14 protein-coding genes and 1 pseudogene are annotated in these 13,560 nt (G+C 71.1%); 4 read left to right on the top strand and 11 right to left on the bottom strand.

What is annotated here, in order from left to right; genetic code table 11:
* Complete coding sequence (locus CAL24_RS19035) at window positions 1-1,119, bottom strand: efflux RND transporter periplasmic adaptor subunit (RefSeq protein ID WP_349290569.1); 1,119 nt, start codon at window positions 1,117-1,119, stop codon at window positions 1-3.
* A gap of 105 nt (window positions 1,120-1,224) precedes the next feature.
* Here CAL24_RS19035 and soxR point away from each other — a divergent pair, with 105 nt between their 5' ends.
* Window positions 1,225-1,713, top strand: coding sequence for a redox-sensitive transcriptional activator SoxR (gene soxR, locus CAL24_RS19030; protein WP_269321365.1), 489 nt, complete (start codon window positions 1,225-1,227; stop codon window positions 1,711-1,713).
* 10 nt (window positions 1,714-1,723) lie between these two features.
* Here soxR and CAL24_RS19025 read toward each other — a convergent pair whose 3' ends face one another.
* From CAL24_RS19025 to CAL24_RS19000, 6 genes are all read right to left on the bottom strand, one after another.
* Window positions 1,724-2,188, bottom strand: a complete 465-nt coding sequence (locus CAL24_RS19025) for an NUDIX hydrolase (RefSeq protein ID WP_094807593.1) — start codon at window positions 2,186-2,188, stop codon at window positions 1,724-1,726.
* Window positions 2,189-2,199: 11 nt separating this feature from the next.
* The gene (locus CAL24_RS19020; protein WP_094807592.1) at window positions 2,200-3,024 is read right to left on the bottom strand and encodes a siderophore-interacting protein; all 825 of its coding nucleotides are present in this window, start codon (window positions 3,022-3,024) and stop codon (window positions 2,200-2,202) included.
* A 31-nt stretch (window positions 3,025-3,055) separates the two neighbouring features.
* The gene (locus tag CAL24_RS19015; protein WP_094807591.1) at window positions 3,056-3,727 is read right to left on the bottom strand and encodes a PadR family transcriptional regulator; all 672 of its coding nucleotides are present in this window, start codon (window positions 3,725-3,727) and stop codon (window positions 3,056-3,058) included.
* Window positions 3,728-3,798: 71 nt separating this feature from the next.
* Window positions 3,799-5,958 (bottom strand): TonB-dependent receptor, encoded by a 2,160-nt coding sequence (locus CAL24_RS19010; protein WP_081760298.1) that lies wholly within the window; start codon window positions 5,956-5,958, stop codon window positions 3,799-3,801.
* 1 nt (window position 5,959) lies between these two features.
* The gene (locus CAL24_RS19005; protein ID WP_051439262.1) at window positions 5,960-6,352 is read right to left on the bottom strand and encodes a MarR family winged helix-turn-helix transcriptional regulator; all 393 of its coding nucleotides are present in this window, start codon (window positions 6,350-6,352) and stop codon (window positions 5,960-5,962) included.
* Window positions 6,353-6,504: 152 nt separating this feature from the next.
* Entirely contained in the window at window positions 6,505-7,554 is a 1,050-nt protein-coding gene (locus CAL24_RS19000; RefSeq protein WP_094807590.1) for an adenosine deaminase, read from the bottom strand.
* 164 nt (window positions 7,555-7,718) lie between these two features.
* Between CAL24_RS19000 and CAL24_RS18995 the strand changes: the two genes are divergently transcribed.
* Together CAL24_RS18995 and CAL24_RS18990 are read left to right on the top strand one after the other, a co-directional pair.
* Entirely contained in the window at window positions 7,719-10,235 is a 2,517-nt protein-coding gene (locus CAL24_RS18995; protein ID WP_028352596.1) for an AsmA family protein, read from the top strand.
* Window positions 10,232-10,618 carry an MOSC N-terminal beta barrel domain-containing protein gene (locus CAL24_RS18990; protein WP_028352595.1) on the top strand — a complete coding sequence of 129 codons (387 nt, stop codon included), beginning with the start codon at window positions 10,232-10,234 and terminating at the stop codon, window positions 10,616-10,618. The genes CAL24_RS18995 and CAL24_RS18990 overlap by 4 nt, the downstream gene beginning before the upstream one ends.
* Window positions 10,619-10,625: 7 nt before the next feature.
* Here the strand turns inward: CAL24_RS18990 and CAL24_RS18985 are convergent, their stop codons facing one another.
* From CAL24_RS18985 to rsmD, 4 genes are read right to left on the bottom strand one after another with little or no spacing between them, the layout of a single operon-like run.
* Window positions 10,626-11,804, bottom strand: a complete 1,179-nt coding sequence (locus tag CAL24_RS18985; protein ID WP_249278606.1) for a benzoate/H(+) symporter BenE family transporter — start codon at window positions 11,802-11,804, stop codon at window positions 10,626-10,628.
* A gap of 23 nt (window positions 11,805-11,827) precedes the next feature.
* Complete coding sequence (locus CAL24_RS18980; RefSeq protein ID WP_028352593.1) at window positions 11,828-12,079, bottom strand: YfhL family 4Fe-4S dicluster ferredoxin; 252 nt, start codon at window positions 12,077-12,079, stop codon at window positions 11,828-11,830.
* A gap of 55 nt (window positions 12,080-12,134) precedes the next feature.
* Complete coding sequence (coaD, locus tag CAL24_RS18975; protein ID WP_028352592.1) at window positions 12,135-12,641, bottom strand: pantetheine-phosphate adenylyltransferase; 507 nt, start codon at window positions 12,639-12,641, stop codon at window positions 12,135-12,137.
* 58 nt (window positions 12,642-12,699) lie between these two features.
* Window positions 12,700-13,356, bottom strand: a complete 657-nt coding sequence (gene rsmD / locus CAL24_RS18970) for a 16S rRNA (guanine(966)-N(2))-methyltransferase RsmD (RefSeq protein ID WP_081760297.1) — start codon at window positions 13,354-13,356, stop codon at window positions 12,700-12,702.
* On the opposite strand from rsmD, the pseudogene CAL24_RS24240 reads away from it, so the two are divergent.
* A pseudogene (locus CAL24_RS24240) lies at window positions 13,355-13,560 on the top strand (signal recognition particle-docking protein FtsY); the annotation flags it as partial. The gene rsmD and the pseudogene CAL24_RS24240 sit on opposite strands and share 2 nt — an antisense overlap.

Raw genomic sequence — 13,560 nt, 5'->3', positions numbered from 1 at the left:
TCAGTCCTCCTGCCGTGCGGCGACTTGCACGGCGGCGCCGGGCGGCACGCGCAACTGGCCTTCGGTGATGACCACGTCGCCGGCCCGCAGGCCGTGGGCGATGACGACGCGGTCGCCGATGCGCCGGTCCACTGTCACGGCCACGGCTTCGGCCGTGCCGGCGCGCTCCGCGTCGGGGCCGCGGATCACCAGCACGCTGTCGCCGGCCGGCGATACCTGCACGGCGGTGGCCGGTACGATCAGCGCGCCGCGCTGCGGCGGCAATTGCAGCGCGGCCTCGACGTGCATGCCGGGACGCAGCGCGCCGTCCGGGTTGTCCAGCACCGCTTGCACGCGGATGTTGCGGGTGCCGGCATCGACCTGCGGTTCGATGGCATGGACGCGCGCCTCGAACACGCGGCCGGGATGCACGTCGGTCGCCAGCTGCACCGCGCCGCCGGTCCGCAGTTGCGGCAAGTGCTGCTGCGGCACGCTGAAATCCACGTACAGGCGCCGCAGGTCGGCCAGGTTGGCGATGGTGTCGCCGGCGCTCAGGTACTGGCCCAGGTCGATCTGGCGGATGCCCAGCGTGCCCGCGAACGGCGCGCGGATCTGCTTCTGGGCGATGCGGGCATCGAGTTGCGCGACCGCCGCAGCCGCCTGGTCGCGCTCGGCGCGGCGCTGCTCCAGTATTTCGCGCGATTCGGCGCCGGTCGCCGCCAGCGCGCGGGCGCGGGCGTACTGGGCGCGCGCCAGTTCGGCGCGCGCCGCGGCGGCCTGGCGATCGGCCTGTTCCGGGGCGTCGTACAGCTGCACCAGCAAGTCGCCCTGGCGCACTTGCGTGCCGGCTTCGAACGGGATGGCCACCACGCGGCCGGCGACTTCGGGAGCCAGGCGCACTTCGCGCACTGCGCGCAGCGAACCCACGGCCCGCAGCGCGGCCGGCGCGTCGGCGGGCTGGATCCGCGCCGCGGCCACCACGACCGGCGGCGGCGCGGCCTGGGCCGGCGCGGCGGTTCGCCAGGCGCGCCAGGCGAACAGCGCGCCGCACAGCAGGACGATGGCCACGGCGGCCATCAACAGGGCGCGCGCGGAGCGCTGCGCCCGGGGCGGGGGCGGGAGGGAGGTACCGGGAGTCATGCGGGTTTCCAGTCATCGGGTTGGCCCGCACTCTACGACCTCAAGTTAACTTGAGGTAAAGTATTTCCCGACATCATGCCCGGGAATCGGGCCCGAGGAACCGCCATGCCCACCCGTCCGCTGCCAGGGCCGCCGCCGGCCATGACCCACGAAGAATGGGCCCGCGAGCTGACCGTGGGCGAGGTGGCGCGCCGCAGCGGGGTGGCCGTGTCGGCGCTGCATTTCTACGAAGCCCAGGGCCTGATCCGCAGCCGCCGCAATGCCGCCAACCAGCGCCGCTATCCGCGCGCGGTGCTGCGCCTGATCGCGGTCATCAAGGTGGCGCAGCGCACGGGCATTCCGCTGGCCGAGATCCGCGCCCGGCTCGCGCACCTGCCGCACGACCGGCCGGTCAGCGCGGCCGACTGGCGCGCGCTGTCGGCGCAATGGCGCGCCGAGCTCGACGACCGGATCGACCGGCTGGTGCGGCTGCGCGACCAGCTCAGTTCGTGCATCGGTTGCGGTTGCCTGTCGCTGGAGGACTGCCCGCTGCGCAATCCGGCGGATGTGTGGGCCGGCGAGGGCCCGGGGCCGCGGTTGCTGGATCCCGATTGAGGCGCGCCGCTCAGGCCTGCGCCCCGGCCAACCGGGCGGCCTGGCGCGCCACCTCGGCCACGCCGAAGCTCAGCGCCAGTTGCTGCGACTCCAGTTCGTCGAGGGCAAACCAGCGGGCTTCCAGCGCATCGTCGCCGGCCACCGGCTCGCCGCCGGTCCAGCGGCACAGCACGGCGATCAGGATGTAATGCCGGCGCAGCGCGCCGTGCTCGTCGCGTTCGTACACGTCGCGCGCGTCGAACACATGCAGGGCCTCGCCGCGCACGCCGGTTTCCTCGTGCAGTTCGCGCACGGCGGCGGCGTGGACGGTCTCGCCCGGCTCGATCTTGCCGCCGGGGAAGGCCCAGCGGCCGGCGTCGGGCGGATGGGCGCGCCGCACCAGCAGCACGCGGCCGTCGCGCGCCACGGCGGCGATGGTGGCGGCAATAGGCCCGCGCGGGTCGCGCGGCGGCAAGGGCGGGGCAGGCTCGGCCATGGCGTGGCCCGCTAGTCGCCGAACACTTCGTGGGCGCCGGCATCGCCGCGGCGCCAGTAGCTGGCCGCGCGGATGCGCGACTTGTCGATGCCGCGCTCATTGACCAGGTACTGGCGGATGCCGCGGATGACGGCGGATTCACCCGCCGCCCAGACGTAGCCTTCGCCGTCGGGCAGCTGCAGGCGGCGCACCACGCGTTCCAGCACCGGCGGGCCGTCTTCCGGCCCGGCCGCGCCGTGGACCCATTGCAACGTCAGGTCGGCCCGGGTGGGCAGGGCGATGCGGGTGCTGGGGTGGCGCGTCTCGACGACGGCCAGCACGCGCTTGCCGCGCGGCAGTTCTTCGAGCCGGCGCGCAATGGCCGGCAGGGCGGTTTCGTCGCCGATCAGCAGGTGCCAGTCGAACGCATGCGGAATGACGAACGAGCCGCGCGGGCCCGCCACGCCCAGGTACTGTCCCGGCGCGGCCTGGGCCGCCCAGTTGGCGGCCGGCCCATGGCCGTGCAGCACGAAGTCGATATCGAGTTCGCCGGCCGCGGCATCGTGGCGGCGCGGCGTGTAGTCGCGCGCGACGGGGCGCGGCGCGCCTTCGGGATAGCTCGGGCCGTCCGGCCCGATGACGGGCAGCACCGGCATGGCGCCCGCTTCCGGCAGGAATACCTTGACGTGATCGTCGAACGAGGCCGAGACGAACCCGGCCAGTTGCTCGCCCGCCAGCGTCACGCGCACCAGGTGCGGGCCGATGCGCTGGACGCGGCGCACCTGCAGCAGGCGCGCCGTGAGCGGATGCCGCACCTTCTGCACGGCATAGGGGTCGGTAATGGATGAGGCTGGCATGAATATCCTTGTCGCTTGCGGCGTGAATCTGTCAACAGGCCTTGTCGCCGCGCAGTATCTCGGCCGCGGCGCGCCGCAGGATGGCGGCGATGCGGCGCTGCTCGCCGGCATCGGACTGCGAGCGGCGCAGCAGGGCTTCGCGCAGGGCGTGGCGCGCCTCGACGAACTCGCGCAGCCAGCCGCTCGTCTCGACCGCTTCCTGCACGCCGGCCTCGCCCTGCCAGGCCTGCTTCATCCACGCCATCTTGCGCGCCGCGTGCTGCAGCCCGGCGAACAGCAGTTCCACCCGTTCGCGCTGGGTATCCAGGTGGGCGCGGCCGGCCGGCGCCAGGTGATAGCGCTTGCGGTTGCCGTGTGCTTCCACGGTAGCGTAATCGAGCTCTTCCAGGTAGGTCAGGGCGGGATAGATGACCCCGGGGCTGGGGCTGTAGTAGCCGTTGGACCGGGTTTCGAGTTCCTTGATCAGCTCGTAGCCGTGGCGCGCCTGTTCTTCCAGCAGGGCCAGCAGCATCAACTGCAGTTCGTCGGCGCCGAACTTGCGGCCGCGCATCATGCCCGGGCCGTCGCCGCCCATGCCGTGGCCGTCTCCCATCCAGCCGTGCCCGCCGTGGCGGCCGCGCCGGCCGGCCGGGTCCAGCCACAGGCGGGGGTGGGCGGGACGCGCCGGGCCCAGCCCATGAAATAAACGATGCCATCCGTGCATGATGCTTCCTTGTTATCTTACGATGTATCGTACGATATTACCGCTGGCACGGCGATGTCAAGCCCGCGCGCTCAGAATTGGTAGGTGGCGCCAAGGCCCGCGGCCCAGGTGCGGCCGGGGGCGGGCTCGTAGTAGCGGTCCTGGCCGGCATTGACGATGACCGAGCCGGCATAGTGCCGGTCGAACAGGTTGTCGATGCGGGCGAAGGCGTCGAACTGCCAGTCCTGCCACGACCAGGCGTAGCCCGCGTGCACGGCCGCCGTGAAATAGGCCGGCGCGCGATGCTCGTTGCGGTCGTCGGCGTACACGGCGCTCAGGTAGCGGCCTTCCACGCCGGCGCGCCAGCCTTGCGGCGGCGCCCACGACAGCGCCGCATAAGCGGCGTGGCGCGCCGTCCCGGGTATGCGGTTGCCGGCCGGCACACGGCCGGCGGCCCCGGGTTCGCCATCGGAGAAGCCGTCGCGGTAGCGGGCGTCCAGCCACGTATAGGACAGCGTGGCTTGCCAATGGCGCGCCAGCGCGCCGGTCCAGCTCAGTTCGGCGCCGTGGCGGCGCGTGCGGCCGGCATTCTGGTAGGTGGTGCGGCCGTCCAGGTTGGTGTCCACCACGATCTCGTCGGCGGTGCGCGTCTGGAACAGCGCGGCGGTCAGGGTGCCCTGGCCGACGCGCGCCTTGGCGCCCACTTCGACGCTGGTGTTGACCGACGGCTGCAAGCCGAAATTCAGGCCAGGCAGGCCATCGGGGCGGTATGAGATCTCGTTGAAGGTCGGCGTTTCGAAACCGCGCCCGGCGGTCACGTACAGGTTCAGGTCGGCCGTGGGCTGGTAGCGCAGCGCCGCCATCGGCAACGCCTTGCGGTAGCGGGCCCGGCCGCTGTCGTCGCCGTTGCCGGGAGCGATGTACTGGTCGTGCGAATCGAAGCGCACGGTGCTGTAGCGCAGGCCCGCCTCCAGCGCCCAGTCCGGCGCGACCTGCCAGGCCGCCTGCAGATACGGGTCGAGGTTCCACACCTCGTTGCGTTCCTTGCGGCGCAGCGCGCCCTGCACGCCCAGTTGCGGTCCCTGCGTCGTGGGCACGTAGTTCTCGTAGCCGCGGCGGTCTTCGGTCATGGTGTCGTACGCGATGCCCGCCGCTACCGTGAACGGGCGCGCCGCCAATTGCAGGCGCGAGGTCCAGCGCAGGTCGGCGCCGCCGTAGTCGCGCCGCAGGTCGATCACGCCGCCGGCCTGGCCGGGCGCGGCTTGCACTGCCACCGGTATGGACAGGAACTGGCGCGTATGGCGCTGCCCGTAGTAGAACGCCAGCCGCAGGTCGTTGTCGCCGTCGAGGCGGTGCTCGTAGATGGCGCCGCCCTGGGCCTGGCGCACCGATTTGCGGGTGTCGAAACGCAGCGCGTTGGGCGCGGCGCTGCGCGGGTCGTCTTCGAATTCCTGGCGGGTCAGCCCCTGCGGGTCGTCGGCGCGCAGGTCGACGCTGTTGAGCACCAGGGTGAGCGCGCGGTCCTCGCCCAGCCCGATGTCCAGCTTGGCGTTGGCCAGGGTCTTGCGGGCGGCGCTGTGCGCCCGGTAGCCGTCGGTCAGGAAGCGGCTGGTGCTGAGCACGTAGCCCAGCTCGTGCGGCGCGGCGCCGGCGCCGCCGCTGGCTTGCAGGCCGTAGCGGCGCTGGCCGTCGCTGCCGGCGGCGAAGCTGGACGTGATGCGCGGCGGGCCGCTGCCGTCTTCGGTGTAGACCTGCACCACGCCGCCCGACGAATTGCCGTACAGCGCGGAGAACGGCCCGCGCAGGATTTCCACGCGGTCGATCGAGGCGATGTCGATGTTCGATGTCTGGCCCTGGCCGTCGGGCATGGTGGCCGGAATGCCGTCCACGTACAGCCGCACGCCGCGCACGCCGAAGGTCGAACGGGCGCCGAAGCCGCGCAGCGAAAGCTGCAGGTCCTGGGCGTAGTTCTGGCGGTTCTGGATCAGCAGCCCGGGCACGCGCGCCAGGCTTTCGGACAGGTTGACCTGCATCTGGCTGTCGCGCATGGTGCTGCCGTCGATCACGTCCACCGAGGCTGGCGTCGTGAAGGCCGGCTGGACGATCCCGGTGCTGGTGACGGTCACCGGTTCCAGGGTGGCGGCGTCCTCGGCGGCATGGCCGGCGGCGCTGGCCAGCGCCAGCGCGGCACAGCGGTTGGCTTGCCGCAGCAGCGCGGCGAAGCGGGGCCGGGCTGTGCGCGCGCCCCGCATGTCAGCCGCCCGATTCGGCGCGCGGCGCGGCGGCCTGCGCGAAGTTGCGTTCCAGCACGCCCAGCACGCGGTTCAGCGCCGCGATGTCCTGGCTCGACAGGCCTTGCAGCGCTTCTTCGAAGAATGCCGCGCGGCGCGGCAAGGCCTGGTCCACCACGACCTGGCCGGCCGGCGTCAGGGCGGCGTTGGTGACGCGGTTGTCGTGGGGGTCGGCGCTGCGCGTGACCCAGCCCTGCTGTTGCATGGCCTGCAGCAGCCGGGTCAGGGAGGCCGGGTCCAGCCGGCAGCGCTCGGCCAGCAGTTTTTGCGAGCACTGGCCGCACTCGTGCAGCGTCAGCAGGATGCGCCAGCGCGGCAGCGCATGGCCCACGCGGCTGCTGAAGGCGGCCTGCATGGCGCGATAGGTCTGCCCCAGGTGTTGCACGATCTGCAGGCCTTCTGGTTGGTCGGACAAGGGTAGGGTCTCCTGCGGCGGGATATCTGGAGGCGCGGCGCCCGGCGCCGCCCCGTCCGGGGCATTGTGCCAGGAATGACGGCGCGGTTCGCTCAGGCGCGGGCCAGCCGCGCCACGGTGCGCGCCAGGTCGTCGCGCCAGCGCGCTTTCCAGTCGTCGGGCACGAAGCTGGCGGCGAAGCTGTTCTCGGCCAACTGCACGGCCTGGCGCGCCTCCAGCCGGGGCAGGGCGTGGAATGTCTCCAGGAAGTTCTGGTTCAGGTAGCCGCCGAAATAGGCCGGGTCGTCGGAATTGATGGTGACGCGCAGGCCGGCATCGAGCAGGTCGGCCAGGTTGTGGCCCGCCATGCTGTCGAATACGCGCAGCTTGACGTTCGACAGCGGACAGACCGTCAGCGGGACCTGCTCGCGCGCCAGGCGCGCCACCAGGCTGGCGTCCTCGACGCAGCGCACGCCGTGGTCGATGCGCTCGGCGCCCAGCAGGTCGAGCGCATCGCGGATATATTGCGCCGGGCCTTCCTCGCCCGCGTGCGCGACAATGCGCAGGCCCAGTTCGCGGCAACGCGCGAACACGCGCGCGAATTTCTCCGGCGGGTTGCCGCGCTCGCCGCTGTCCAGCCCGATGCCGATGAAATGCTGGCGGTAGGGCAGCGCCTGTTCGAGCGTGGCGAAGGCGTCCGCTTCGCTCAGATGGCGCAGGAAGCAGAGGATCAGCGCGCTGCTGATGCCCAGTTCGGCCCGCGCGGCCGCGCAGGCCCGCGCCAGGCCGCCGATCACCGTGCCCATGGGCACGCCGCGCGCGGTATGGGTCTGCGGGTCGAAGAACAGTTCGGCATGCACCACCCGCTCGGCCGCGGCGCGCCGGAAGTACGCCATCGCCATGTCGAAGAAGTCCTGTTCGTGCAGCAGCACGCCGGCGCCGGCATAGTAGATGTCGAGGAAGCTCTGCAGGTCCGTGAAGGCGTACGCCGCGCGCAGCGCCTCGACGCTGGAGTAGGGCAGGCGCACGCCGTTGCGCTGCGCCAGCGCGAAGATCAGCTCGGGCTCGAGCGTGCCTTCGATGTGGACATGCAGCTCGGCCTTGGGCATGGTCCGCAGCAGTTCGGGGAGTTTCTCGCGGGGAAAATCGGTCATTGTGTTCATGGCGGGGCGTGGGGTGCCGGGCGGCGCGCGGCAAGGCCGCGGCCCTGGTTTGTTACCATATTGCCACGCCGTCGGTTCGAAACGGCGGGAATCGTCCCATACCTTACCGGATGGCGAGCGGTTATTCCCAATTTTTCCCAGTCGAGGTACCCCGCGGGGCGGCAATGAAGACGTGGTTCAAGCGCATATTGATAGGCCTGGTGGTGTTGGTTGTCGTGGCCGTCGTCGGCCTGGCCATCTTTTTGCTCACGTTCGACCCCAACGCCTATAAATACAAGCTGGAAGAGCTGGTCCAGGAACGGTACAACCGCACCCTGGCCATCGACGGCGAAATCGAATTGTCGCTGTTCCCGCGCATCGGCCTGTCGGTGCAGGGCGTGTCGCTGTCGGAAGTCGGCCGCCCCGATACCTTCGCCTCCATCGAGAGCATGCGCCTGGCCGTGGCGGTGTGGCCGCTGCTGTCGAGCAACCTGGTGGTCGACCACGTGGCCATCAACGGCTTCAAGGCGCGCATGGTGCGCGACAAGGACGGCCATTTCAATTTCGAGGACCTGGTCGGCGGCGGCGTGCCCAACACGGCCGAGCCGGCCGGGCCGGCCAGCGCCGCGGTCGGCGCCATGGCCGGCGCGGCCCAGGCCCTCGCCACCGGCGGCGCGGCGGCGCCGGCCACCATGCAGATCGACATCGCCGGGCTCGACCTGCAGTCCGGCGAACTGCAATTGCAGGACGAAATCTCCGGCATGGCGGTGGCGGTCACCAATCTCACCGCCAACACGGGCCGCGTCACCTACAACCAGCCGTTCGACGTGAGCCTGTCGGCCCGCGTCGAGGGCGGCAATCCGCGCGTGGACGCCAACCTGACCGGCCAGGGGCTGCTGACGCTCGACCCGCTGGCTCGGCGCTTCGCCGCGCAGAAGCTCGATGTGCGCATGGACGGCAACGTGCTGGGCGCGGAAGCCAAGAGCCTGGCCGCGCGCGGCAACCTGGCCTTCAACGGCCGCACCTCGTCGCTGGACGTGGCGGGGCTGGAAATCGTCTTCCAGGGCAACGTGCCCGACCCGGCCACGCCGATGCAGAATGTCGAGGCCAGCGTCGCCATTCCGAAGCTGGCGGTGGACCCGCACAAGCTGCAACTGCAGATCGAGAAACTGGCGGTGCGCGCCAAGGGGGCGCTGCCCGGCGGCCCGTTCGAGCTGGCCGCCGACGCGCCGGCCTTGAATATCTCGCCGTCCTCGGCCACCGGCCAGGCGCTCACCGGGCGGGTGCGCCTGCAGGGGCTGGACGCCAGCTTCGGCCTGAACGGCATCAGCGGTAACGCCAGCGAGCTGGACATCAAGGAAATCAAGCTCGACAGCACGCTCACGCAGGGCGAACGCGTGGTCAAGGCGGTGTTCACCTCGCCGGCCACGTTCAATCTGTGGCAGCGCGCCATCAGCCTGTCGGCCATGAAGGGCGACGTCAGCATCACCGATCCGGGACTGCCCAAGGGCAGCCTGCAGATCCCGGTCATCGGCAGCATGAACGCCAACCTGCAGAAAGACCAGGCCGGCGCCAAGATCAACGCGGTGCTCGAAGGCGGCAAGTTCGACCTCACCGCCGATGTCAAGAAGCTGTCCGAGGTGCCGGACATCACTTTCGCGCTGGCGGTGGACACGCTCGACCTGGACAAGCTGGCGCCGCCGGTGGCCGCCGCGCCCGCCAAGCCGCAGGAAGGCGACGGCAAGCAGGACGACCCGGCCAAGCCGCCCGCCAAACCCGCTCCCGCCGCCGCGCCCGCCTCGGACGGCTCGATCGACCTGTCGGCGCTGGTGGGCCCGACGGCCAACGGCACGATCAAGGTCGGCGAACTGGTGGTGCGCGGCCTGAAGGCCAGCGAACTGAGCGCCAAGCTCAAGCTCGAGAAGGGCCGGCTCGACGTATCCACGCTGGCGGCTTCGCTGTACGGCGGCAAGCTGGGCGGGACCCTGTCGGTCGATGCGGCCGACGGCAACCAGGTCGCCGCCAAGATGACCCTGGCCGGCATCGACATCGGGCCGCTGCTGGCCGACCTGGCGCAGCAACAGGCGCTGTCCGGCAAGGGCAGCCTGGCGTTCGACCTGAAAACCGCCGGCTCGAATTCCTACGCGCTGACCACCGGCCTGAACGGCAGCATGCAGCTGCGCCTGCGCGACGGCGCGGTGCGGGGCATCAACGTGGCGCAGACCCTGCGCGAGCTCAAGGCCGCGTTCAGCGGCCAGCTCGACAACCCCACGGTGGCCGCCGACCAGGCCCGCCAGACCGATTTCACCTCGCTCGAGGCCGACCTGGTGTTCGTCAAGGGCATCGCCAATGCCAAGCGGCTGGACATGGCCTCGCCGTTGCTGCGCGTGTCGCAGGGCGATCCGGCGGCCATCGACTTCGTGCAGAAGACCCTCAATTTCGTCGCCAGGGTGCGCGTGGTCAACACCACCACCGGCCAGGACGGCAAGGACCTCGATGAGCTCAAGGGCATCACCATCCCGGTGCTGATCAGCGGCCCGTTCGACAAGCCGGTCTATACCGTGCAGTGGCGCGACGTGGCGGGCAGCGCGCTCAAGCGCGCCCTGGAAAACCGCCTCAAGGAGGCCGTCGGCGGGCAGGCCGACGGCGCCAAGCTTCCCGAACAACTCGACAAAGCCCTGAAAGGGCTGCTGAGCAAATGAGCGCACCCGCTTTCCAGCCCGTCGCCGAATGCGGCGAGACCTCCCAGGCGCAGGCCGAGGCCTACCACCGGCGCTGGCTGGTCAGCAACGACGCCGGCACCTGGCTGACCCGCGCCTTGTGCCCGCGCCTGGCCGAGGTGGCGGTGGAGCTGCGCATGGGCTACCTGGTCATGAAGGCGCCCGGCATGCTGCGCATGGACATCCCGCTCGACGTGATCGAGGACGACGACAGCGTGCGCTACCAGATCCGCATCGGCGAGCAGGTGGTCGACGTGGTCGACGAGGGTGACCTGGCGGCCGCGTGGCTGTCCAACTTCCTGCAATTGCCCTGCCGCCTGCTGAAGGTGCATCCCGACATGGCGGCGGTGCACTGGCCGGCCTGAAGGCCGCTCAGGCCCGCTTGTATTCCAGCGCCGCGTGGGCCACGAGCCCGGCGGCCAGCCCCCAGAACGCCGAGCCGATGCCCCAGGCGCTGAAGCCCGAGGCGGTGGCCAGCAGCGTGATCAGGGCGGCTTCGCGCCGCTGCGGATTGGCCATGGCGCCGGTCATGCCGCCCAGGATGGCGCCCAGCAGGGCCAGGCCGGCCAGCGCGGCGATCAGGGCCGGCGGCAAGGCCTGGAAGAACACCGCCACCGCGCCGGCCACCACGCTGAGCAGCACGTACACCAGCCCGTAAGTCGCGGCGGCGATATAGCGCCGCGCCGGCTCGGGGTGCGCCTCCGGGCCGGTGCAGATGGCCGCGACGATGGCGCCCAGTGTCACGCTGTGCGCGCCGAATGGCGCGGCCAGCAGGCCCAGCGCGCCGGTGGCCGCCACCAGCCGCGAGGCCGGCGGGCGGTAGCCGGAGGCTTGCAGGATGGCCAGGCCGGGCAGGTTCTGCGACGCCAGCGCCACCACGAAAATGGGAACGCCGATGCTGATGGCGGCCTGCCAGGTGAAGACGGGCGTGGTCCAGACGAATTCGGTGAGGCGCCAATCGACCCCGTCCAGCCGCAGCTGGCCCGTCGCGCCCGCCACCGCCAGGCCCGCCGCCATCACGGCCAGCACGGCATAGCGCGGCGCCCAGCGCTTGCCCAGCAGGTAGGCCGCGCACATGGCCAGCACCAGCGCCGGCTGGTCGTCCAGGCGGGTGAAGATCTTCAGGCCGAAATCGAGCAGCACGCCGGCCAGCATGGCGCTGGCGATCTCGGGCGGCACGCGGCGCATGATCGGGTCGATCCAGCCGAACAGGCCGCAGGCCAGGGTCACGGCCGAGGCCAGCACGAACGCGCCGACGGCCTGGTCGAACGGCACGCCCGCCAGGGCGGTGACCAGCAGGGCCGCGCCGGGCGTGGACCAGGCCAGCACCACCGGCATGCGGCTGCGCAGGCTGAGCGCCAGGCCCCCCAGGCCCAGCGCCAGGCAGATGGAGCCCAGCCAGGAACCGATGCGGGCCGCGTCCAGGCCGGCCGCGTGGCCCGCCTGCACCATCAGCACGGCGGTGCCGCCGAAGCTGACCAGCACGGCCACCAGCCCGGCCACCACGGCCGAGACGGACAGGTCGCGCGCGGGCGAGGCGCGCAGCGGCACGGCAAGACTGTCGGGAGGAGGGTTCACGCCGTACCCGTCAGGCGTCGGTATTTGGCCATCAGCGCTTCCTGGCCTTCCTGCCACTGCGGGTGCAGCTCGATGCACTCGACCGGGCAGACCACCTTGCACTGGGGCTCGTCGTGGTGCCCCACGCACTCGGTGCAGCGGTCGGGATCGATGACGTAGTATTCGGGCCCCATCGAGATGGCCTCGTTGGGGCACTGCGGCTCACAGACGTCGCAATTGATGCATTCTTCGGTGATCTTCAGAGCCATGGCGGAAAACGGAGCGGCGGGTACAGGCCATTGTAGCGCCGCCGCCGCGCGGGCCTCAGGCGCTCGGCCAGGACTGTTCGCGGTGTTCCTTGGCCTTGGCCTGCAGCCAGCGCTCGACCGAGGGGAACACGAACTTGCTGACGTCGCCGCCCAGCTGGGCGATTTCGCGCACGATGGTGCCGGAGATGAACTGGTACTGGTCGGACGGCGTCATGAACATGGTCTCGACCTCGGGCAGCAGGTGGCGGTTCATGCCGGCCATCTGGAATTCGTATTCGAAGTCCGACACCGCGCGCAGGCCGCGCACGATGACGCGGCCGTTCTGCTCGCGCACGAAGTCCTTGAGCAGGCCGGCGAAGCTCTGCACTTCGACGTTGGGGTAGTGGCCCAGGACTTCCCGGGCGATCTCGACGCGCTCGTCGATGCTGAAGAACGGCTTCTTGTTGCGGCTGTGCGCGATGCCCACCACCACCTTGTCGAACAGGGCGGCGGCGCGGCGCACCAGGTCTTCATGGCCGCGGGTGAGCGGGTCGAACGTACCGGGGTAGACGGCGGTAATCATGCGGGCTCCGTATCCTTGTAACTGGCGTACACCTTCCTCCGAATTCCGGATTATTGACCTAATTGCGCATTGCAGCAAATTGCAGCAGGCCGTAGTGGACGGCGCCCGCGCGGTCGTGCCGCAGCACCTCGAAGCCGGGCGGCGGGTCGAGGGGGGCCTCGGACTCGGCATAGACCAGCCCCTGGCTGGCCAGGATGCCCGGCAGCAGGGGCCACAGGCGCGCCAGCCAGCCCTGGCCGAAGGGCGGGTCGAGCAGGATCAGGTCGAACCGGGAAGCGTCCATGCGCTGGACAACCTGCATGGCGTCGCCGGCATGGATGCGCACCGCCTGGGCCTGCAGCTTGTCGCGCAGGCCGCGCAGGGCGGCCAGCGCGGTGCGGTCGTGTTCCACCATCTGCACATGCGATACGCCGCGCGAGGCCGCCTCGAAGCCGAGCGCGCCGCTGCCGGCGAACAGGTCCAGCACCTGCTTGCCGGCGAATTCGCCGCCCCACAGGTGGGCCAGCCAGTTGAACAGGGTTTCGCGCACCCGGTCGGGCGTGGGCCGCAGGCCCGGCACGTCGGGCACGGCGATCGGGGTGCGCCGGTACTGGCCGGCGACGATGCGGATGGGCTTGCCGCCCGTGCTGGGTTTCTTCAAGAAAACGACCTCCTCGGGCGAATAGTAGCCGGCCCGGCGGCGCCCGGCCGCCCGGCGGAATATACTTTCGCCCATGTTCCGCTTCTTCAAGAAAAAATCCCCGCCGCCCGCCCCCGCGCAGCCCGATGCCGCGCCGCCGGCGGACGCCCCGCCGGCCGTAGAATCGCCGCCCGAGAGCCCCGCGCCGGCGCCCGAGCCTGACGCGGGCCGTCCCGCGCCCGCGGTCGAGCCGCCCGCCGGCGAGCCGGCGTCCACGCCGGTCGCTGCCCCGCCGGCCGC

Source organism: Bordetella genomosp. 2 (assembly GCF_002261345.1).
Lineage (GTDB): Bacteria > Pseudomonadota > Gammaproteobacteria > Burkholderiales > Burkholderiaceae_B > Bordetella_A.
Note: the sequence above shows the minus strand (reverse complement) of the source record. Positions and strands in the feature narration are given on the sequence as shown.